Annotated in this window: 17 protein-coding genes and 3 tRNA genes; 4 read left to right on the top strand and 16 right to left on the bottom strand. The window is 49.4% G+C overall.

The features are described 5' to 3' along the window. Nucleotides 1-242: 242 nt before the first annotated feature. From K9N75_RS02595 to nnr, 11 genes are all read right to left on the bottom strand, one after another. Nucleotides 243-1541, bottom strand: a complete 1299-nt coding sequence (locus K9N75_RS02595; protein WP_004093621.1) for an adenylosuccinate synthase — start codon at nt 1539-1541, stop codon at nt 243-245. A gap of 98 nt (nt 1542-1639) precedes the next feature. Next, a complete protein-coding gene (locus K9N75_RS02590; protein WP_016361118.1) occupies nt 1640-1840 on the bottom strand; it encodes a DUF2065 domain-containing protein in 201 nt (66 codons plus the stop codon). Nucleotides 1841-1968: 128 nt separating this feature from the next. Beyond that, nucleotides 1969-2967: a protease modulator HflC gene (gene hflC, locus K9N75_RS02585; RefSeq protein ID WP_004093612.1), complete on the bottom strand. Its 999-nt coding sequence runs from the start codon at nt 2965-2967 to the stop codon at nt 1969-1971. A gap of 3 nt (nt 2968-2970) precedes the next feature. Further along, nucleotides 2971-4230: an FtsH protease activity modulator HflK gene (gene hflK, locus K9N75_RS02580; protein WP_008814848.1), complete on the bottom strand. Its 1260-nt coding sequence runs from the start codon at nt 4228-4230 to the stop codon at nt 2971-2973. A 70-nt stretch (nt 4231-4300) separates the two neighbouring features. After that, nucleotides 4301-5581, bottom strand: coding sequence for a ribosome rescue GTPase HflX (gene hflX / locus K9N75_RS02575; RefSeq protein ID WP_004093608.1), 1281 nt, complete (start codon nt 5579-5581; stop codon nt 4301-4303). 98 nt (nt 5582-5679) lie between these two features. Then, a complete protein-coding gene (gene hfq / locus K9N75_RS02570; RefSeq protein ID WP_004093606.1) occupies nt 5680-5985 on the bottom strand; it encodes an RNA chaperone Hfq in 306 nt (101 codons plus the stop codon). A gap of 230 nt (nt 5986-6215) precedes the next feature. Further along, nucleotides 6216-7166, bottom strand: a complete 951-nt coding sequence (gene miaA / locus K9N75_RS02565; protein ID WP_008814847.1) for a tRNA (adenosine(37)-N6)-dimethylallyltransferase MiaA — start codon at nt 7164-7166, stop codon at nt 6216-6218. A gap of 23 nt (nt 7167-7189) precedes the next feature. Continuing rightward, nucleotides 7190-9106, bottom strand: a complete 1917-nt coding sequence (gene mutL / locus K9N75_RS02560; RefSeq protein WP_130974381.1) for a DNA mismatch repair endonuclease MutL — start codon at nt 9104-9106, stop codon at nt 7190-7192. Between the two features lie 54 nt (nt 9107-9160). Next, a complete protein-coding gene (gene amiB / locus K9N75_RS02555) occupies nt 9161-10927 on the bottom strand; it encodes an N-acetylmuramoyl-L-alanine amidase AmiB (RefSeq protein ID WP_096080019.1) in 1767 nt (588 codons plus the stop codon). Nucleotides 10928-10930: 3 nt separating this feature from the next. Then, on the bottom strand, nt 10931-11401 hold the full coding sequence (gene tsaE, locus K9N75_RS02550) for a tRNA (adenosine(37)-N6)-threonylcarbamoyltransferase complex ATPase subunit type 1 TsaE (RefSeq protein ID WP_130995712.1): 471 nt from the start codon (nt 11399-11401) through the stop codon (nt 10931-10933). 91 nt (nt 11402-11492) lie between these two features. After that, a complete protein-coding gene (gene nnr / locus K9N75_RS02545; RefSeq protein ID WP_130962075.1) occupies nt 11493-13001 on the bottom strand; it encodes a bifunctional ADP-dependent NAD(P)H-hydrate dehydratase/NAD(P)H-hydrate epimerase in 1509 nt (502 codons plus the stop codon). Here nnr and queG point away from each other — a divergent pair. Next, nucleotides 13000-14145, top strand: a complete 1146-nt coding sequence (queG, locus tag K9N75_RS02540) for a tRNA epoxyqueuosine(34) reductase QueG (RefSeq protein WP_061059262.1) — start codon at nt 13000-13002, stop codon at nt 14143-14145. The two genes, nnr and queG, sit on opposite strands and share 2 nt — an antisense overlap. A gap of 309 nt (nt 14146-14454) precedes the next feature. On the opposite strand, the gene K9N75_RS02535 is transcribed toward queG, so the two are convergent. The 4 genes from K9N75_RS02535 to orn form a co-directional block, all read right to left on the bottom strand. Further along, nucleotides 14455-14530, bottom strand: a tRNA-Gly gene (locus K9N75_RS02535). Nucleotides 14531-14589: 59 nt separating this feature from the next. Then, nucleotides 14590-14665, bottom strand: a tRNA-Gly gene (locus K9N75_RS02530). A 55-nt stretch (nt 14666-14720) separates the two neighbouring features. Beyond that, nucleotides 14721-14796 (bottom strand) — tRNA-Gly (locus K9N75_RS02525). A gap of 291 nt (nt 14797-15087) precedes the next feature. Then, nucleotides 15088-15633, bottom strand: a complete 546-nt coding sequence (gene orn, locus K9N75_RS02520) for an oligoribonuclease (RefSeq protein WP_008814841.1) — start codon at nt 15631-15633, stop codon at nt 15088-15090. A 237-nt stretch (nt 15634-15870) separates the two neighbouring features. On the opposite strand from orn, the gene rsgA reads away from it, so the two are divergent. From rsgA to mscM, 3 genes are all read left to right on the top strand, one after another. Further along, on the top strand, nt 15871-16908 hold the full coding sequence (gene rsgA, locus K9N75_RS02515; RefSeq protein WP_224452198.1) for a small ribosomal subunit biogenesis GTPase RsgA: 1038 nt from the start codon (nt 15871-15873) through the stop codon (nt 16906-16908). 246 nt (nt 16909-17154) lie between these two features. Continuing rightward, nucleotides 17155-18099: an archaetidylserine decarboxylase gene (gene asd, locus K9N75_RS02510; RefSeq protein ID WP_224452583.1), complete on the top strand. Its 945-nt coding sequence runs from the start codon at nt 17155-17157 to the stop codon at nt 18097-18099. A 112-nt stretch (nt 18100-18211) separates the two neighbouring features. Next, nucleotides 18212-21529: a miniconductance mechanosensitive channel MscM gene (gene mscM / locus K9N75_RS02505; protein ID WP_039187840.1), complete on the top strand. Its 3318-nt coding sequence runs from the start codon at nt 18212-18214 to the stop codon at nt 21527-21529. Between the two features lie 331 nt (nt 21530-21860). Here mscM and epmA read toward each other — a convergent pair whose 3' ends face one another. Next, nucleotides 21861-22838, bottom strand: a complete 978-nt coding sequence (epmA, locus tag K9N75_RS02500) for an elongation factor P--(R)-beta-lysine ligase (RefSeq protein WP_008814837.1) — start codon at nt 22836-22838, stop codon at nt 21861-21863. Between the last annotated feature and the right edge of the window lie 95 nt (nt 22839-22933).

Here is a 22933-nt window from a genome sequence, read left to right as displayed (position 1 = left end):
CAAAATAATTGGAGCTGCATCAAGGCGGCAAGCGAGAAAATCACGATGAGCTTACTCTAGTCAGTGATTCGGGTGAACGAACGCAGCCAACGCCGATGCAACTTCAAGTATGACGGGTATAGCATGAAGAGTATATTTCTCGGGATATTTGGCGTCTAAGCGCCAAATTTCAAGTCGGAAGGGGCTAAAAGTAATAAACCGGGCAGAGCCCGGTTCATCAAGAGACAGCACGATGCTAACGATTATGCGTCGAACGGATCGCGCAGAATCATCGTCTCTTCACGGTCAGGACCAGTAGAAATGATATCAACTGGAACACCGGTCACTTCTTCTACACGTTTGATGTAGTTCAGTGCCGCCTGAGGCAATTTACTGTGCTCTTTCACGCCGAAGGTGGTTTCTTTCCAACCTGGCATCACTTCGTAGATTGGCTCGATGCCTTCCCAGCCTTCAGCGGCCAGCGGAGTGGTGTCAATTTCACGACCATCCGGCATACGATAACCTACACAGATCTTCACTTCGTCTAAGCCGTCCAGCACGTCCAGTTTGGTCATGCAGAAGCCAGACAGAGAGTTCAGCTCTACGGCACGGCGAACAGCAACAGCGTCCAACCAGCCGGTACGACGACGACGACCGGTAGTTGCACCGAATTCGTTGCCTTTAGTACACAGGAATTCACCGACTTCATCAAACAGTTCAGTTGGGAACGGACCTGCACCTACGCGAGTAGAGTAAGCTTTTACAATACCCAGAACGTAATCAACACAGCGTGGACCTACGCCAGAACCGGTAGCTACGCCACCAGCAGTGGTGTTGGAAGAAGTCACATATGGATAGGTGCCGTGATCGATATCCAGCAGAGTACCCTGTGCGCCTTCAAACATCACAAACTCACCTTTCTTGTGAGCTTTGTTCAGCAGATCAGCAACGTCAACCACCATAGCAGTGATGATGTCGGCAACAGCCATAACTTCATCCAGCACGGTCTGATAGTCAACAGCCTCAACTTTGTAATAGTTAACCAGTTGAAAATTATGGTATTCCATAATCTCTTTCAGCTTAACTGCAAAGGTTTCTTTGTTGAACAGATCGCCAACGCGTAGACCGCGACGAGCGACTTTATCTTCATACGCAGGCCCGATACCACGACCAGTTGTACCGATAGCTTTCGCACCGCGTGCTTTTTCGCGCGCGTTATCCAAAGCCACATGATATGGCAGGATCAGAGGACAAGCTTCGGAGAGTAACAGACGTTCGCGAACAGGGATGCCACGGGCTTCCAGTTCGGTCATTTCACGCATCAGAGCGTCAGGTGCTAATACCACACCGTTTGCAATAATGCTGGTTACGTTTTCGCGCAGAATTCCTGACGGAATCAAATGAAGAACGGTTTTTTCACCGTTAATGACTAGTGTATGACCTGCATTGTGACCGCCCTGGTAGCGCACAACATACTTGGCCCTTTCGGTTAATAGGTCTACGACCTTGCCCTTACCTTCGTCACCCCATTGGGTGCCTAGTACGACGACATTCTTACCCATTTCACTATCACCACGTTGTTAAAAATGGATTCTACCATCACATTTAGGAGCTTTCAGCACTTTTTAGCACACGATTGCGCAAAAAATGTCTTACGCCTTTAGCCACCCATACGGCTACGCAACATGTAGTATATAACTAGGCCTGCAACCACTAGACCTCCACCATAACGCCGTAAAACGCCGTCAGGTAATTGAGCCATCGTTGCAATCATGCGCCGCCAAATGCGTGGAAAAAGCATTGGACCTAACCCTTCCACGATCAAAACCAACCCTAAAGCCATCCAAATTGTAGAGTTCATATCTCTCTCTGAACGTCGGCAAAATCAAAAAACGAGCAAAAAAAAGGCCCGCTGAACGGGCCTTCTCATCAATATTGAGCGCTCTGTTTCTAAAAACGTTCTTTTATTCAGAGTCACTCAGGCAAACATTATTTGGCAGCAGCATTACCGTTTGGTGACTTCATGTATTTGAAGAAATCACTGTCTGGGCGCAGAACCATAACGTCTTGACCATTTTTAAAGCTGTTTTCGTAAGCTTTCAGACTACGAATAAAGGCAAAGAAGTCTGGATCCTGACTAAATGCGTCAGCAAACAGTTTCGCCGCAACCGCATCACCTTCACCACGAGTAATACGCCCCTGACGCTCTGCTTCTGCCAGTGTACGAGTGACTTCATAGTCAGCTGTTGCACGCAGTTTCTCAGCTTCTTCCCGACCTTGTGAAATGTAGCGCAGAGCTACAGCTTCACGTTCTGCACGCATACGGTTATAAATTGCATCTGAAACTTCGGCTGGCAGGTTGATCTGCTTAATACGCACGTCGATAACTTCAATACCCAGAGCAGCCATACTGTTTGGGTTAACCTCTGGTTGTTTACCATTGGTTTCGCGCGCAACCCGAGCTGCTGCATTAGCAATCGCATTATCTGCTTCGCTGCCTGCATCATCAACTGACCCCGTATTCAGAGCCTCACGCACATCTTCCATCAGCTTACCGCGGGAATCTGTAACGATATCTTTGATATCCAGACGGCCGATCTCAGAACGCAGACGGTCACTAAATTTACGTTTCAGCAGCACTTCGGCCTGCAGAACATCGCCACCGCCGGTGGCCAGATAGTAACGGCTGAAATCGCTGATACGCCACTTGATATAAGAGTCAATAATCAGGTCTTTCTTTTCTTTGGTCACGAAACGATCAGCTTGGTTATCCATAGTTTGGATACGGGCATCCAGCATTTTGACTGATTCGATAAATGGCACTTTCAGATGAAGACCCGGTGCATACACCAGAGGTTTATTTTCATCATCACGTACCACTTTACCAAAGCGCAGTATGATGCCGCGCTGGCCTTCGTTAACCACAAACAGCGATGAGTACAATACCACCAGAATAACGATGAGAATTAGTAACAGAGACTTACGCATTAGTTATTCTCCTCCCTGACGATTGGTATCATTACGCTGAGCATTCGCTCGGCGCTGGTCCATCACACTATCGCCGCTTAAATCTACGTTACTTGATGGCTTGGTTACAGATGGTGCCGGACTTGCACTATCCATATCGGTACTCGGCGTGGTCGTTGTGCCAGATTTACCGCCGCGCATCAGTTGATCTAGTGGCAATACCATCAGGTTATTGCTCTTATCATCAATCAGCACTTTACGAGAATTCTCCAGCACGTGCTCCATCGTTTCCAGATACAAACGCTCGCGGGTAATCTGTGGAGACGCTTTATATTCTGGCAGCAACAGCGCTAAACGGCCGACATCACCTTGAGCTTCTAAAATAGTTTTATCTTTATAAGCTTTGGCATCTTCAAGAATACGCTGCGCTTTACCGTTAGCTTCTGGCTGAACTTTGTTGACGTAACCTTCAGCTTCACGGATCGACTGCTGTTCTTTTTCACGTGCAGCAATCGCCTTGTCAAAGGCAGCTCTAACTTCTTCAGGCGGACGCGCAGCCTGGAAGTTTACGTCCAGCACGGTGAGCCCCATTTTGTAAGGCTTGATGGTTTCATCCAACACTTTCTGAGTATCCGTACGAATAATGGTACGGCCTTCAGTCAGGATTTTATCCATCGAGTATTTACCAATGACTGCACGCAGCGCGCTATCAGTTGCCTGACGCAGGCTATCATCCGCATTGGTGACGTTAAACAGGTACTCTTCTGGATTAGTCACACGGTACTGCACGTTCATCTCAACGCGTACCACGTTTTCATCAGAAGTCAGCATCACGCCAGACGCCGCCAGTTCACGCACGGATTCGACGTTTACCGGGGTCACTTCATCAACAAAAGTCGGTTTCCAGTTCAAACCTGGCTGCACCAAGTGACTGAATTTACCAAAACGTGTCACGACGCCACGTTCGGCTTCTTTAATGGTATAGAAACCACTTGCGGCCCAGATGACAACAACGGCTGCGACAGCAAGGCCAACCACTTTGCCACCCATAGGTGCGCGTGGATTACCTGAATTGCTGGAACCCGTGCCTTTACCGCCCAGTCCACCCAGCTTTTTGCTCAGTTTACGGAAGATATCATCTAGATCTGGCGGCCCCTGATCGCGGCCACCTCGATTATTGTTGTTACCATTATTGTTGTTTCCGCCGGAGTTGCCGCCATCATTCTTGCTGCCCCCCCACGGGTCGCGGTCCTGTCCGTTATTACCGGGCTGATTCCACGCCATGTTTCGCTCCATTCTTCAATGATTGGTGTTCTTCAGACTCATTTGAGTAAGTGATATTAACCAAGTGTTACTAAATAATATACTTTAGTAATTCATGTTCACGTTTACAGAGTCGATGCCACTCCACAATTGGGAGGCGGATTTGTAATCCAATACTGCCATCTTCCTCAACCCACTCTTTTTCTATCGCCTGAAGCTGGTAAAAACGGCTACGTAAACGTCCTGCCGCAGGCGGCAATCGCAGCTCGAAGCTAGCAATCTCACCGCTCAAGCGTTCGGTCAACGCTTGGAACAACAAATCAATTCCTACCCCGGTTTGTGCCGAAACCCAAACCCGCACAGGTAAATTCTCATCGTTCCTATCGATACGCGGCTCGAACTCATCCAGCATATCAATTTTGTTCATCACAAGCAGTACAGGAATTTCATCTGCTTCGATTTCTGCTAATACAGTATTCACCGCGTCAATATTTTCATCAACACGCGCATCAGATGCATCAATTATGTGCAATAAAAGCGATGCTTGACGAGTTTCTTGCAACGTTGCTTTAAAAGCAGCCACCAAATCGTGTGGCAAATGGCGAATAAACCCGACTGTATCGGCTAAAACCGTTGTACCGACGTCGGCCACTTCAATACGACGCAGCGTCGGATCAAGCGTAGCAAACAGTTGGTCGGCAGCATACACATCTGCCTTAGTAATATGGTTAAACAGCGTTGATTTTCCAGCATTGGTGTAACCCACCAGTGACACCGTTGGAACATCTGCGCGACTACGCGCACGGCGTCCTTGATCGCGTTGTTTTTCAACACGCTCAAGACGAGACAAAATCAAGCTGATGCGATCGCGCAATAAGCGGCGGTCTGTTTCAAGCTGGGTCTCCCCCGGTCCACGCAAACCAATCCCACCTTTTTGACGTTCAAGGTGAGTCCAGCCCCGCACTAAACGCGTGGCCAAATGGCGTAACTGGGCAAGCTCAACCTGCAACTTACCTTCATGGGTACGCGCACGCTGGGCAAAAATGTCGAGGATCAGGCCGGTGCGATCAATAACACGACACTGGCATAATTTTTCCAGATTGCGTTCTTGAGCAGCAGATAAGGCATGATCAAAAAGGACGACGGAGGCACCTGTTTCCTGAACCGCCTGAGCGATTTCTTCAGCTTTGCCTTCGCCAACAAAATATTTAGGATGCGGGGCCTTGCGGCTGCCGGTAACAACGCGCAATGCTTCAACGCCCGCTGAGGAGACCAGGGACTCAAACTCTCTGAGATCTTCAATATCTCTTTCTTGGGAGAAATAGACGTGAACCAATACGGCCTGCTCGCCGGCTTCGTAACGGTCAAACAAACGTGAAACCTCTCAAACGGATCGGACCGATGAGAACGGAGAGCATCAATGACAAACGATCATCAACACTCTCCGACTGAGATAACAAACGATGCGGCTTATTCAGCGTCATCGCTGTCCTGAGACGACTGTGAAGGCGCCTGATTGCTACCGTGGTAGTTGCTGCTGCCGCCAGTTCCCGGATTATTGCTATGATGAGAAACCGGACGAGACGGAACAACGGTAGAAATTGCGTGCTTATAAACCATCTGGCTAACAGTGTTTTTCAACAGAATGACAAACTGATCAAAAGACTCAATCTGGCCTTGCAGCTTAATACCATTCACCAAATAGATTGAAACTGGGACACGTTCACGACGCAGTGCGTTCAGGAACGGGTCTTGTAAAGATTGCCCCTTAGCCATTCTATCTTTTCCTTATTTGCTAGTTGTTTGTTGTATGTTACTAAGAACCCTAGTGGTTCTAATCAAAATAAACTGCGTAAAAATTTGCGCACTGAGTACTTTACTCTCAATATTCTAGCGCCAAGCAATACACCTGAAACTGGAACTATGATGAGTATATGGAGCACGAATCTCCCTGATTCAAGTACCCATCGGCCTAATTACGGCCCAATCACCTCAATTGTACACAATCAATCAAGCGATGCACTAACAACCTGTGCCACACTTTCCAGAGCCTGTGCAGGTTTGTCACTATCTAGCCACTGCACTGACTCCCAACCGCGCAACCAAGTCATCTGACGTTTAGCCAACTGACGCGTCGCACAAATTCCACGGTAGACCATTTCATCGTAATCGATTTCGCCTTCAAAATATGACCACATCTGGCGATAACCGACACAGCGTACAGAAGGTAAGTCTGTGTGCAAATCACCACGCTCAAACAGTTTTCTGGCTTCGGCTTCAAAACCCGAAGCCATCATCTGCTCAAAACGCAGGGCGATCCGCTGGTGTAACTGTTCGCGAGTTGCAGGTGCAATCGCAAACTGATGCACATTGTAGGGTAGCGTTTCACCTGAAATTTTAGTCAGTTCAGTTAAAGTTTTACCCGAAATGAGAAAAACTTCCAGTGCACGACTCAGTCTCTGTGGATCATTTGGATGAATCCTAGCCGCAGCGACCGGATCAACCTGCTGCAATTGGCGATGCAACGCATCCCAGCCCAGCTCTTGCGCCTGCTTTTCTATCTGCTCACGAATCTGTGGATTCGCCGCAGGCAAGGGCGAAAGTCCTTCAAGCAATGCTTTAAAGTAAAGCATGGTTCCACCAACAAGCAGGGGAATTTTTCCCTCTGCGGTAATGGATGCCATTTCACGCAGCGCATCAGCACGAAAATCAGCGGCAGAATAACTTTGCGCAGGATCGCGAATATCGATCAATCGATGCGGAGCCTCAGCTAATTCTTTAGCAGTCGGTTTGGCAGTACCAATATCCATTCCACGGTAGATTAGAGCAGAGTCAACGCTAATAAGTTCAACAGGAAATCGTTGACGTAGCGCCATCGCTAACGCCGTTTTTCCTGACGCCGTAGGCCCCATAATAAAAATGGCTGGGGGGTAAATATGGTTGGCGTTGTTAGTCATAAAATATCTTATTCAGCTCTTAATCAATCGGCCTGCAACGAAACCATCGCCGGCTTTAAATCTACAGGGTGCAGTAGTGCGGAAGGCGGCGACTTTACCAACTCAGGACAGAGTCGTTCAAGCTCAGCCAACAGTTGAATCGCTTGAGAAACAGTCCATTGCTCACGTTCAGTGATCAGATGGCTGGCGAGCCACTTGCTGATCGTCTCTGATTCGGCGTTAGGCTGCTCGGCCAAAAAGCTCAGAAATGCGGGAATCAGCTGGGGTAAATTTTGATGGCGTAGCGGCAAAGGTACGGCGCGTAATGTCACTCGCTGACGCTCAAGCACCAAATCAATGCCTAAGTGTTTAAGCCTCTCGCTACAGCTTTGCACGCCTTTAATTTCATCGGCGCTCAGCGTGAGTTTGACGGGGATCAGCAGCGGCTGTGGTCGCAAACCTTCTGTTCCAGGCAATAGCTGTACCCGACGCAATTCTATTTCTGCCGCATCCAAGTTCAATAGCGCTATGCCGTGTTGACGCTCAAGCAAAGCAAAATGCTGCTCACAGATAGTGAGAACACGACCGAAACTACTCTCACCGTGTTCAAACAACGCAGGCGCTGGCTGTGGAAACAGTTCAGGCTTGCGCGGGTTCACGACGGGGAAAAGCTCGCTGCTACTCTGTATCTCCTGTGATTGAGGCATCCGCTTTTCGGGTACCTGCATCAAACGTTGATAGAGCTGCCCTTCTCGCTTCTGATAGCCATCGCCGCTGGAGAAATGGCGGTTGTCACTTGGCTTTTTCTTATCAGACGCCTGCCCTTGGGTTGAAGAGTGACCGTATGCCGGAGAGGCCTCGCGTAACGGGGTTTTACTGAACTGATTCACGCCTGCAGCCACTCGATTTTCGGGTTCCCAGCGTGGAGCCTCGTCCGCTGCCACTTCAGGTAAAGCCGGTTGTTCAGACTGTTGCAGAACAGAAATAACAGCCTGATAAATAAAATCATGGACTAAGCGCGCCTGATGAAAACGAACTTCATGCTTGGCCGGATGGACATTCACATCAACCTGATGCGGATCAACGGTCAAATACAATACGTAAGCAGGCTGTTGATCGTCTTGCAACTGATCCTGATATGCCTGCCGGATAGCGTGCGTAATGAGCTTATCCCGCATCATGCGGCCATTTACATAGCTATACTGCATTTCGGTCAGTTGACGGGAACCTACAGGATCGGCGACCCAGCCGTGAATAGCCAGATCGCCATGTTCCCATTTAATCTCTAGCGCATGCTGAATAAAGGCCGTACCGCAAATTGAGCCAAGACGGCGATCTTTTTGCCCATCTTCTTTCACCGCACGGTACTGGCGTATCATTTTCCCGTTGTGGTGAAGCTGGATAGTCACATCAAATCGAGCCAATGCAATGCGTCGCACGACTTCATCAATATGCCCAAACTCCGTTTTCTCAGTGCGCATAAATTTGCGGCGCGCGGGAGTGTTGTAGAAAAGATCCAACACTTCAACCGTAGTACCAACCGGATGAGCCGCAGGCTTGACCGTTACCGCCATGTCACGACCTTCAGCATAGGCCTGCCAGGCCTCATTCTGCTCCGCGGTGCGTGAAGTCATGGTTAAACGCGACACCGAACTGACGCTTGCCAGCGCTTCACCGCGAAATCCCAGACTCATGATCGCCTCAAGGTCATCTAACGAGGTGATTTTGCTCGTCGCATGGCGCGCTAATGCTAATGCCAGTTCGTCTTTGTTAATACCGCAGCCGTTATCGCGAATACGGATTAGCTTAGCGCCTCCGCGTTCTATCTCAATATCGATACGTGTAGCTCCGGCATCTAAGCTATTTTCAACCAGCTCTTTAACCACCGAAGCAGGGCGTTCCACCACTTCACCAGCGGCGATCTGGTTGGCAAGCTGCGGAGGTAAAACCTGAATCGGCATATGATTTCCTTGGTTTACAGAACCTAAATAACAAAGTACAGGATCAAGTCGAGTTTAAGCCTGCGGGATCACCAACGTTTGCCCAATCTGAACTTCGCCGGATTTCATTTTATTCGCCTGCTGTATTTTACTCATACTAACCCCATAACTCGCGGCTATCTTGGTTAAGGTATCGCCGCGCTTGACCGTATGTGTAACACGTTTTGGCTTGCTGCTCGCGGTCTTGCTTTTTGCCGTTGACGTCGCCGTAGCGGCAATGTTGCTACCTGCCGGTACTTTTAACTTCTGACCAACCCAAACGCCCTCTTTCTTCAGGCTATTCTGCTGCATCAACTTGGTCATTGTGGTGCCATAGCGGTTTGCAATACCTAGCAACGTCTCACCGCGTTTCACCACGTGAATTTGCGTTGCTCCAGCGCTGGTGCTGCTATTCGACGTACGGTTATTACTGACAACACGCTGAGGCTCTGTTACTGGGTTGGAGCTACCGGCCGACACTAATCTCTGCGGCCGGTTTTCGACCTTTGGGCCGTTTTGCAATGGATGCGTTACGAAATAGTTTCGCACCCCCTTATAGATAGCCTGCGCGATTTTCTCCTGATAGGCGGCGCTGCCTAACAAGCGTTCTTCACCGGCATTACTGATAAACCCAGTTTCAACCAAAAGTGAAGGAATATCCGGGGAGCGCAAAACTCCCAAGCTGGCATGCTCAGGGCGGCGTTTATGTAGGTTACCAATTGACTGCATTTGGCGAATAACCTGTACCGCCACGTCATAGCCCACTCGCTGTGAGTGACCAAACTGCAAATCAAGAACCGCCTGACTCAAATATTTATCATCGCCGCTATTAGCTAACACATCCCCCGCACCGCCAAGCAATTCAGACTGTTTTTCATGCTGCTCTAGCCAGCCCGCCATTTCGCTATTTGCACGACGGTTCGACAATACCCAAACCGACGATCCGGTCGCACTTCGGTTTGGTGCTGCATCCGCATGGATAGAAATTAGCAGGTTAGCCTGCTGCTTACGCGCGACGTCAGAACGTCCCATCACCGAGATAAAATAGTCTCCGGTACGGGTTAGAACCGGTTGAAATATCGGGTCGGCATCCATTAAGTTTTGCAAGCGCTTGGCAATCGCCAACGTGACATTCTTTTCACGCAGCCCGTTACCGCCAATGGCTCCCGGATCTTGTCCACCATGGCCAGCATCGATGGCAACCACAATTTTGGAACCATCATAGCGTGTATTACGGCGTGAAACCGGTACCGCCGGTGTTTCTGTCGTAGTCACTACGGTCGGTTTAGTTGGATTAAACGGGTTAGCGCCTTTTGTACTGGACGTTGTCGCAGGAGCACTACGCGCAGCGCTATGAGAAGTGGAGGTACGCGGCTGAGTAAAGACCGGTTTAGGTGCAGCCACCGGTGCATCATATTGCAGCGTAAAGACAACGATTTGCCCCTGATTAGACGCGCTCACTTTCGTTTTGCGTGTCACATCAAAAATTAACTGAACGGTGTTATCGCCGGAGACATTACCCGCACGAATGCGGCTCAGCATATTCTCACCGCTGAAAGTCATGGGCAACCCACTGGTGATTTTCTTGGTTTCAGTGATATTCACCAACACCCTATTTGAGCTAGGCTGAGAAGAATAAGTGTAAGTGGGTTGTCCGTTGAAACTCAGCGTTACGCGCGCTTCATTTTTTCCATTCGAAACCTGAATATTTGTGAGCTGCGCCGAATTAACCACACCAGAAAGCAGCAGTCCCACCATTCCTAACCACGTTACCGTACAGATTCGCTTCCACATGCGCATCATCGACTACCCTTGTTGCCCGTTCAATCGTGTCAAAATCAACTCACCATGCGGCGTGTGTGCGTCAATCGTGGCTTCGCGGCCTTCACCCTGATAGGAAATATGCAGGCTAAGATCGGGTTTGGGTAAAAAACCTTCGCCCTGCTGTGGCCATTCCACTAAGCAAATCGCGTTCTCATCAAAATAGTCGCGGATCCCCATAAATTCGAGTTCTTCCGGATCGGCCAAGCGATAAAGATCAAAATGGTAAACGTTCATTGGCGTGAGTGCATAAGGCTCGACCAACGTGTACGTTGGGCTCTTAACGTTACCCTTGTGGCCTAACGCCTGCAAAAAACCTCGGCTAAAGGTGGTTTTACCTGCACCTAGATCACCATATAAGTAAATAACGGTCGCACTATCACAAGCTGCAGCCAGTGAAGTACCCAATGCGATGGTTGCCGTTTCATCCGGCAGAGAAAGTACGATGTTTTTCATAATAGTTATTTCTTACTGGTTCTTTATTAAGGTTTTTCTTTAGGATCAGTGTACGTCAATAACAATTCGAGGCTGGCTGGAATTTGGCCTTTCAAGCCCAATCAGGATTCACATATCGTCTGATAGCAACAAACAGATCCGTCGCCAGTAGACCTCGCTCGCCAAATGCTTTCGCAATTTCATCGGCAGCAGCACCATGCACCACACAACCTGCGCAGGCTGCATCATACAGCGGAAGCTTTTGTGCCAGCAAACCTCCGATAATACCAGACAAAACGTCGCCCATCCCACCGGTTCCCATTCCTGGGTTGCCAACATCGGCAATGGAGACCTTATTCTCGCTGACCATCAGCGTTCCAGCACCTTTTAGAACGACAACACCACCCATTTTTTGCTGAATACGGGTGGCTGCCTTCACTCTGTCTAGCTCAATATCGGCCACGCTACAATTCAGCAGGCGAGCAGCTTCTCCGGGATGCGGAGTTAGCACTCGCAGAGGGTTTACATTCGGAGATTTCGCTAAAAGATTAAGTGCATCAGCATCCCACAGCATCGGTTTATCAAAACGCTGCAGCGCCTTGACTGCATCAAGAGCCCACTCCGACTGCCCCAAACCAGGACCAATGACGATCACATCAGCCCAATCCAATGCGGCGTTAACAGACTCGTCAGTGAGCTCCTGCACCATCATTTCAGGACGCGCAGTTAATAAAGGTGATACATGCTCAATGTGAGTGAGTACTCGCACCAATCCAGCACCGCTACGCAACGCGGCTTCTCCGGCCATACGTATAGCCCCCGCCATACCGCGATCGCCGCCGATCAAAACGAGTCGACCATTATCGCCTTTGTGCGAACAAGGACGTCGTGGATGTAGCCACGTATTCAGCAAGCTAGCATCTAGCCGCGCAATCGGCGCATTCTGTTTTTCGAGCCAATCTGACAATCCCAGCGCATCACAATGCAGTTTACCAACATAATCACGGGCTTGCCCCGTGAGCAACCCTGGCTTACAGACAATAAAGGTCTGCGTGTGTTGCGCATGGATTACCGCACCAGCAGCCTGTCCTGTATCCGCATTTAAGCCAGAGGGAATATCTAGCGCCAGAATTGGCGCTGGGTGCGCATTGGCGGACAAAATTAGAGAGGCATAAGGCTCCCGCGGCGCCGCATTTAATCCAATACCTAATAAGCCATCAATAATAAGGTCAGCATCCTCAGGAAAATCAGACGTAGAACCGAAGATCTGCCCTCCAGCACCCACCCATGCATCCTGAGCCTGCTGTGCTTCATACGGTAATGCTTTCGAATGTTCAACCGCAATAAGCGTAACCTGAATGCCAGACTGTCGGGCTAAGCGCGCAACGACATAACCGTCGCCGCCGTTATTACCATGACCACATAACACCAACCAGCGCCGCGTTGTCGGAAAATATTGTCGTGCTCGCTGAAAAGCGGCGTAACCAGCACGTTCCATTAGCTGATACAAAGAAAGCCCCAGCTCAGATACCGCACGCTGCTCAAGGCGACGGACGCTATCCGCAGGATAAGCAGAGTATGATAAACTGGAACTGAACTGTTTCCGATAATGGCCCGTCATGACACACCCCCTCGATCTCAATCAGTTAGCCCAACATATCAAGCAATGGGGGCAATCGCTAGGATTCCAGCAGGTTGGGATTTGCGACACAGACTTGTCTGTGGAGGAACCACGCCTAAAAGCATGGCTCGATAAGCAGTACCACGGAGAAATGGCTTGGATGGAGCGTCATGGCATGATGCGCGCGCGCCCTCATGAGCTACAGCCCGGAACACTGCGCGTAATAAGCGTGCGCATGAACTACTTACCCGCTCATGCTTTCTTTGCTAAAACCTTAAAAAACCCGCAGTTAGGCTACATTAGTCGTTATGCGTTGGGGCGTGATTACCACAAATTGCTGCGTAATCGCCTTAAGCGACTGGGGGAGATGATCCAAGAATATTGTGAAGGCATAGACATAAACTTTCGCCCATTTGTCGACTCAGCACCGATATTAGAACGCCCATTGGCCGCAAAGGCGGGAATCGGTTGGGTTGGCAAGCACTCACTAATTTTAAATCAGGAAGCCGGTTCATGGTTCTTTTTGGGCGAGTTGCTAATCGATCTTCCTCTACCAGTCGATAAGCCTCTGGAAGAACAGTGTGGCCGTTGCGTTGCCTGCATGACGACATGCCCGACGGGAGCTATCGTCGAACCTTACGTGGTAGATGCGCGCCGCTGCATATCTTATCTCACCATTGAATTGGAAAGCGCCATACCGGAAGAATTTCGCCCGCTCATGGGCAACAGGATCTATGGGTGCGATGACTGCCAAATGATCTGCCCTTGGAACCGTTTCTCTCAGCTAACCAATGAAGACGATTTCAGCCCACGACAAAAATTACATACCCCGAAGCTCATCGAGCTATTCCAGTGGGACGAGCCTACCTTTCTGAAAATTACCGAGGGCTCGGCCATTCGTCGTATTGGACATTTACGCTGGTTACGTAACATCAGTGTGGCATTAGGCAATGCCCCTTACGAAGCGCAAATCATCCCACTACTTGAATCTCGTTTAGGGATGTCTGACGTTTTAGATGAACATATCGTATGGGCGGTGAAACAGCAGTTGGAAAAACGTGGGGAAAACGCCATTGAAATCCAGACTAGCCAGCAGAAGCGTCTGATAAGGGCAGTAGAAAAAGGTCTACCAAGAGACGCATGACCCACTGATAAACGTGAAATTCTCAGCGTTAAATTTTGTCACCCTTCCCTGTGTATAAAAATAAAATTATTTGGATATTCAACGGCAAGACAAAGTGCAAGTGATCCATACTGCATTTTTAACTTTAAATTAATTATTTAAAATCAATCAGTTGGTTTAATGGTCTTGTTCTGGTTCTAGGAAGGTACGACAAAGATTCACAGGTTGACCTGTGGATAACTCTGTTCATGAAATTTATTCAGTCTGTGACAAATAAGAAAATGCCCTAAGAAAGGCGTTTCTGAATTGAGAATTTTTTTAGAAGAAAATTGGAGCGGGAAACGAGACTCGAACTCGCGACCCCGACCTTGGCAAGGTCGTGCTCTACCAACTGAGCTATTCCCGCATATGATGCTTTTAACATCGACACCTTACTACTGGGTCAGTAATAACGGCGTTTGAAATTGGAGCGGGAAACGAGACTCGAACTCGCGACCCCGACCTTGGCAAGGTCGTGCTCTACCAACTGAGCTATTCCCGCAACTTGGTATCGGTGCTGCTTTTTTCATTCAGCCGCAAGAGCGACCTTCTAAATTTGGAGCGGGAAACGAGACTCGAACTCGCGACCCCGACCTTGGCAAGGTCGTGCTCTACCAACTGAGCTATTCCCGCATTGTCGTGCTTTTCGTACCAAACTTTTCGTTTTCACGCTGGATAAAACGATATTCGAAGAACTCGTAAATCCGTATCGGTACGGGGAGCGCATTATACGAGAAATTCTTTCCCCTGCAAGCCCCTAACCAGAAAAATTTTTAATTTTCGTTCGTTTGCCGATAAAAGCGGCAATGAGGGCGAATTATCGCCAACATCCGGATAAAAAACAACAATTCCTTAAATGCTGGTGAAAATACCGAGGTGAAAGCAAGCCATTAGACTTCGCTACCACCCCCGATACTTCATGGTTTAAAGCTGAATAAAATGCTCACGGTAATAAGCAAGTTCAGCGACAGATTCGCGAATGTCATCCAGCGCCTGATGAGTTCCCTGCTTTTTGAAGCCAGCGAGGATTTCCGGCTTCCAGCGGCGCGCCAGCTCTTTCAAGGTGCTGACGTCGAGATAACGATAGTGAAAGTACTGTTCTAACTCAGGCATATAGCGGAATAGAAAACGACGATCTTGGCCAACACTGTTACCACAAATGGGAGAGACACCCGCAGGAACCCACTGCTGCAAGAACTCAATGGTTTTTTGCGCAGCAGTCGCTTCATCAAAAGTACTGGCTTTGACGCGTTCCACCAAACCGCTGCCAGTGTGAGTACGAACGTTCCATTCATCCATCAACGCAAGCTGTTCATCCGATTGATGTACCGCAATAACCGGCCCCTCGGCCAGAATATTCAAATTGGCATCGGTCACTAGCGTTGCGATTTCAATGATGCGATCGACTTCAGGGTTTAGCCCCGTCATTTCCAAATCGATCCAGATTAAATTCGTTTCACTTCCACTCATTTCGGCCTCGGCTCTTCTTATTCATCAATAGCGTGTATCATAGTCTTTTTGGCGACAACGAGCGATGGTCGTCAATTGCAGATTCGTTTTTGATGTACACCCTAAATGATTCAAGTGGCAGGAAAGCGGTAACGCACATGCAACTTGAAGTATGACGGGTATAGGTTTGAATGCTTACCCAAAGCGGCGTAGCTTCAGACTAACGTCGAGTTCGTTCAAACAAATGAGTGAGGCGCAGTGAGTAAAAACAAACTATCGAAAGGCCAACAACGACGGGTTCAGGCAAACCATCAGCGTCGCCTGACCAAAACTGATAATAAACCAGAACTGGATGACTCCCTGTTTGGCGAGCCACAAGAAGGGATCGTTGTCAGCCGATTCGGCAAACATGCCGACGTTGAAGCCACCGATGGCACTCAGCATCGCTGCAACATCCGTCGAACTATCCGTTCACTGGTCACTGGCGACCGCGTTGTGTGGCGTTCTGGTGCTCAACCTGGCGTAAAAGGCATTGTTGAAGCCGTGCATGAACGCACGTCGATGCTAACTCGCCCTGATTTTTATGACGGCTTAAAGCCTATCGCGGCCAACATTGACCAAATCGTGATTGTTTCGGCTATTTTGCCCGAGCTGTCTCTGAACATCATTGACCGCTATCTGGTGGCCTGCGAAACCCTAGAAATTGAGCCCTTAATCGTGCTCAATAAAATCGACCTGCTTGATGAAGCAGGACGTGAGTTTGTCGAAGAGGCGATGGATATCTATCGCCATATTGGCTATCGCGTGCTGATGGTTTCAAGCCAAACTCAGGAAGGCATCGTCGAATTACAGGATGCGCTTACCGACCGAATCAGTATTTTTGCTGGCCAATCCGGCGTGGGTAAATCCAGCTTGCTAAACGCCCTTCTACCTGAGCTCAATCCAATTCTCGTTGGCGCGGTGTCAGATAACTCGGGTTTAGGCCAGCACACGACAACGGCTGCACGCCTGTATCACTTCCCACAGGGCGGCGATATTATTGACTCGCCTGGAATTCGAGAATTTGGACTATGGCATCTCGATCCAGAACAGGTTACGTTGGGTTTCATCGAGTTCCGCAAATATCTGGGCGGCTGTAAATTCCGCGATTGCAAACACGACAACGATCCGGGCTGTGCACTACGTGAAGCGGCCGAGAAGGGAGAGATTGCTGAAGAACGCTTTGATAATTATCACCGCATTCTGGAAAGTATGTCTCAGGTAAAAACGCGTAAAAATTTCTTTAACGAAGACTAGCGTGTATTGATGAATTTTTAATTTATCGATAGCCAACCGCGCCCATCTGGCGCGGTTTCTATGTGACTTGAGTCACCACAAAAACGTCACGGTTTTGCTTTAGTAGTAGGTTATCCACCGTTTTTTATAAGGTGGAAAAACCATATGCGAAATGTTAAAAAGCAAACCAATTTTTGAGAATGTATTTCGACGGCGCATACTTTTTTCATGAGCCGCCCGAACACTGACCTATTGGAAGAGGCTAACGTGCTCGATAGCATTAAAATTAAACTTCAATATTTACTGCCTAAGCAGGGCTTAACTCGTCTCGCTGGTTGGGGCGCGAACAAACAGGCCGGCTGGCTAACTCAGGCGGTCATCAAAGCCTTTGTCGCCTATTACAAAGTAAATATGAAAGAAGCGCTCTATCCAAACCCTGAGCACTACAAAACATTTAACGAATTCTTTGTTCGCCCGCTGCGTAATGGTGTGCGCCCAGTTGCCGATCACGCTGACGGCTTAGTATTGCCAGCCGATGGCGCAATTAGTCAGTTAGGCAAAATTGAACAAGGTAAAATTTTGCAGGCGAAAGGCCATGACTACTCCCTTGAGGCACTTTTAGCAGGTAACTACCTGCTAGCCGAAGAGTTCAAAGATGGCCAGTTTGCGACCACCTATCTGTCGCCACGTGATTATCACCGCGTTCATATGCCATGCGATGGTGTACTGCGTGAAATGATTTACGTGCCCGGCGATCTCTTTTCCGTTAATCCGCTTACGGCGGCTAACGTTCCTAATCTGTTTGCTCGTAACGAGCGCCTGATCTGTATTTTCGATACCGATTTTGGCCCTATGGCACAGATTTTGGTCGGTGCAACGATCGTCGGCAGTATCGAAACCGTATGGTCTGGAACCGTTAACGTGACCCGCGAAGGTATCATTCAGCGTTGGACTTACCCAACCGCTGGCGAAGGTGCTGTAGCCCTGAAAAAAGGTGAAGAAATGGGTCGCTTTAAACTGGGGTCCACGGTGATCAACCTGTTTGCAGCTAACCGTGTCCAGTTCACGCCAACGCTTACCAGCGGTTCTAATACCCTGATGGGCGCTGAGTTTGCGCATAGCGTAACTGCGGTGCCAACTGAATCAGTGATCATGCAGGAAGAGTCGGAAGTAGAACCCAAAGTGCAGCCGGAAACACCTGCCGCCGAGTAAAACGCTTTAGTGGCAAGCTACTGAATTATCAGTACTTGCCATCTTTCCCGTCTTTAACTCTTTTTTCAAAAGGGTTAATCAGAGAAACGTTCGCCAAAAGGAAGGAAGAGCTATGCGCCTGATTACCAAATTGTTGATAACCGGGTTACTGATGTTATCCCTTCCGCTCGGCGCGAACGCAGCGCTGAATGAAAAACAGCTCGCCCAAGAATTAAAACAGGCCGAGAACAACAAAAACGCCCCAAATCAGGCTGAAATTGTTGAGACGCTACAGAGCGCCCTCAATTGGCTCAACGAAAGTAAAGAATCAGCGCAGCGCACCCAACAATACCAAAAGTCCATCAGCGACTTCCCTAAGCTGACGCGTGAACTGCGCCAACAGCTTAGCGATGAAAGTACGCCGCCACTGCCAGCATCCGCCATACCGGCCAATGAAGCGGAGCAGCAAATTCTGCAAATTAGCAGCCAACTGCTGGAAGTTTCTCGACAGTTACAGCAAGAGTTGGATCGATCACGTGAAATCAGTGACTCACTCGGTCAGGTTCCACAAAAGCAGGCAACGGCCCGTAAAGACTTAACCGAAGCAGAACGTCGGTTACAAAATCTGACCACCACCAGCACCCCGCTATCGCAGGCTCAATCTAATCAACTACAGGCCGAAGTAGCCGCACGTAAGGCGCTGGTAGATGAATTAGAACTTGAGCAGCTTTCAGCGAACAATCGTCAAGAGCTCGCACGTCTGCAAGCCGATGTATTACGCAAGCGCCACGAGCGGCTCGATCTTCAGCTGCAAGATTTACGCAACACCCTCAACTCTCAGCGTCAACGTGAAGCAGAACAGGCACTGGAACGCACTCAGCAACTGGTAGAACAAAGCGGTGATCTCCCGCGATCTATCGCTGAACAACTAAAAATAAACCAAGAACTATCGCGCGCTTTGAATCAACAAGCGGCTCGCATGGATGACATTGCCAGCCAGCAACGTATCGCTGCAACACAAACGATTCAGGTTCGTCAGGCGCTCAGCACCATCCGTGAACAGGCTCAGTGGCTAGGAGTTTCAACCGCATTGGGTGAAACGCTACGTGCGCAGGTCGCTCGTCTGCCAGATATGCCTAAACCTCAGCAACTTGACGGTGACATGGCAAAACTGCGTGTACAGCGACTGCACTTTGAAAACCTACTCAACAAAATCGAACCCGTTGCCGACTATAAGCAAAACGACGGTAAGCCTTTAACCGCTGCGCAGCAACGCCTGCTACAGCCACAGCTCACCACCCAGCGCGAATTGCTCAACTCGCTTCTCTCTGGCTGCGATTCACAAATCTTAGAGCTGACCAAGCTTAAAGTTGCCAACACGCAGCTCATCGATGCGCTCACAGAGATCAAGGATGCAACCCACCGCTATCTCTTCTGGGCGGCTGACGTCGATCCTCTTAGCGTTGCCGCGCCGTTAGACGTAATTCAGAGCCTGAATCGGCTATTGTCGCTTGATACCCTATCGCAGCTCAGCAAAGCGTTTTTGATGATGCTGACCTCTAAGGAAACCCTGTTACCGCTGTTTGGTGCCCTGCTGCTGGTGGGTTTTAGCTTCTATTCTCGCCGCCACTATCAGGCATTCATGGAACGTGCGAGCAGCAAGGTAGGCAAAGTCACCCAAGACCACATTTCGCTCACTCTGCGCACCGTTTTCTGGTCGATACTGGTCGCATTACCGCTCCCTGTTCTCTGGGCAGCCTTAGGTTATGGACTGCAAAATGCATGGCCTTATCCAATGGCTGTGGCAATCGGTGATGGCGTAACCGCCGCACTCCCCGTGCTGTGGGCATTTATGATCAGCGCTGCATTCGCCCATCCAAACGGATTGTTCATTGCCCACTTCCGTTGGGAAGAACAGCAGGTTAAGCGCGCAATGCGTTACTACCGAATGTCTATCTGGTTGATCGTGCCGCTACTGATGGCCTTGGTCACTTTTGACAATATGGACGATCGAGCCTTTGCCGGATCGCTAGGGCGAGCCTGTTTTATCATGCTCTGCGTGGCTCTCAGCCTGCTAACCACTAGCCTGAAACGAGCAGGTATTCCGCTCTATCTGAATAAGCAGGGCGACGGTGAGAATCTGATCAACCACGCACTGTGGTGGATTTTACTCTGTGCTCCGTTAGTCGCCGCTTTTGCCTCACTGTTTGGCTATTTCAACACCGCACAGATTTTATTAGCCCGCTTAGAGAGCTCGGTTGCGATATGGTTTATTTTGCTCGTGGTGTACTACATCATTCGCCGTTGGATGCTGATTCAGCGTCGCCGCATCGCTTTCGAACGCGCCAAACAGCGCCGTGCAGAGCGTCTTGAAAAACGAACTAAAGGCGAAGAGGAGTCCACGCCGCACAGCGTGGAAGGCAGTCAGGATATTGAAGAACCCGTCGTCGATCTTGATGCCATCAGCGCACAGTCTCTGCGCTTAGTCCGTTCAATTCTGACCATGGTGGCGTTAGTGTCACTCATCTGGCTGTGGTCTGAATTGCATTCTGCTTTTGCATTTCTAGAAAACATTAGCCTATGGGATGTGACGTCTTCGGCAAAAGGGGTGGAAAGCATCCAGCCTATCACCTTAGGCGCTGTGCTTATTGCCATACTGGTAATGATTGTTACCGTACAGTTGGTTAAAAATCTGCCCGCGCTGTTGGAACTCGGCCTACTGCAACACCTAGATTTAACTCCAGGTACCGGATACGCCATTACCACTATCACCAAATATCTGCTGTTGCTGTTTGGTGGTCTGATTGGTTTCTCTATGCTGGGAATTGAATGGGCCAAATTACAATGGCTCGTCGCCGCGCTGACCCTAGGCTTGGGCTTCGGCTTGCAGGAGATCGTCGCTAACTTTGCCTCTGGCTTGATCATTCTGTTTGAAAAGCCGATCCGTATTGGCGATACGGTGACCATCCGCGATCTCACCGGCTCAGTGACCAAGATCAATACGCGTGCGACAACGATTTCGGATTGGGACCGTAAAGAGATCATCGTACCGAACAAGGCGTTTATCACCGAGCAGTTCATTAACTGGTCGTTAAGCGATGCAGTAACCCGCGTGGTGCTCACCGTTCCTGCCGAAGCGAGCGCCAATAGCCAAGAAGTGACTGATGTTTTACTTGAGGCGGCATCAAAATGCTCGTTGGTACTCGATACGCCTGCGCCAGAAGCTTATCTTGTGGATATACAGCAAGGAATCCAAATTTTCGAGCTGCGTATTTACGCCGCTGAAATGGCGCACCGTATGCCACTGCGCCACGAGATCCATCAGTTGATCTTGGCTGGCTTCCAGCAGCACGATCTCAAACTGCCATTCCCACCGTTCCAAGTCAGTACCGATACGTTGCGGCAGTCACGTAACAGTATGAGAAGAACGTTTACGACTGGAGGGTTATAGTTTTTTATGGCTCGATTATCCAGAAATTCCGTCTGTCGTATATGTCATGAAGGTGTAAGGTTTCGTTCGCCTATCCAGGGCGCCCCAAACTCCGCCAGCAGGGATGCTGGTGGCAGATTAAGGGCCCATAGGACGTGCGCTCCGAGAACAGTCGGCCAAACGACTCGGTAAAAAGCGCGAGAGTGAAGAGGTTGCGCGCTGGCAACCTCTTCTCGAACGCCTATGCCAGCGGTTTCATGGAAACGCATATGATCACGGGCGGACGAAATCTTTCACTGCTATCACATAAAAGATTCTAGATACAAGGCGGCGGCGCTCAGCCAAAAATGACCTACGCCCTATCCACCGGAAACGCTATCACCTCACTCAATCGCTCGGCCTTCAGCGCCAGCATAATCAAACGATCTACGCCCAACGCGACACCAGAACAATCGGGTAAACCATGCTCCAATGCAGCCAGCAGGTTTTCATCCAGAGGATGCTGTGGCAAGCCCAGTGCAGCACGTTTACGATTGTCTTGCTCGAAACGCATACGCTGTTCGCGAGCATCGGTGAGCTCATGGAAACCATTGGCCAGCTCAATGCCTTTGTAATACACCTCAAAGCGCTCGGCGACACGATGATCTTCAGTACTGATTTGCGCTAAAGAGGCCTGAGACGCTGGAAAATGATAAACAAACGTTGGCTTATCACGGCCAATATTCGGTTCCACGCCGAAGGTGAATAGCAGTTGCAGCAGCGTATCACGATCTTCTTCCTGATCGGCTACGTTACTCAGATCGAGCTTTGCTGCCACTTCACGCAGTTGGATTTTGTCGGCAGACAGCGGATCGACATCCAGATGACGAATAAACGCCTGTTGGTAGGAAAGCGTTTCTGCGCTATCACATTCCAATACCTGTTGTAGAAGATCGTCCACTTCATTCATCAAACGATACATATCGTAGTGTGGGCGATACCACTCCAACATGCTGAACTCTGGATTGTGGTGACGGCCAGACTCCTCATTACGGAAGCTTTTTCCCAACTGATAAATAGGGCCACTACCGGCAGCCAGCAGGCGCTTCATGTGATATTCCGGGCTCGTCATCATGTACAGCGTCATACCCTGTGCCGCCCCAGGCCCCACAAAATGAGTTTGGAATGGAACAAGATGAATATCCGTTACCGTTGCTTGACTCATCGCTGGCGTATCAACTTCCAAAACACCGCGGTCTGAAAAGAATCGACGGATGGTGGACATTATTGTCGCGCGCTTCAACAAATTGGCGATTGGAGCACTAGGCTGCCAGCTTGCCGTTTCGCTCATGATAATTACTCCGCTATAAAACAGGATGTGCAGTCTACTCGTATCGCCGCAGGCAAACAAATAGCGCTCGGTTAGTGAGCTAATAACTTCAATGC

Source organism: Hafnia paralvei (assembly GCF_020150375.1).
Lineage (GTDB): Bacteria > Pseudomonadota > Gammaproteobacteria > Enterobacterales > Enterobacteriaceae > Hafnia > Hafnia paralvei.
This window is presented reverse-complemented; position numbering and strand designations above follow the sequence as displayed.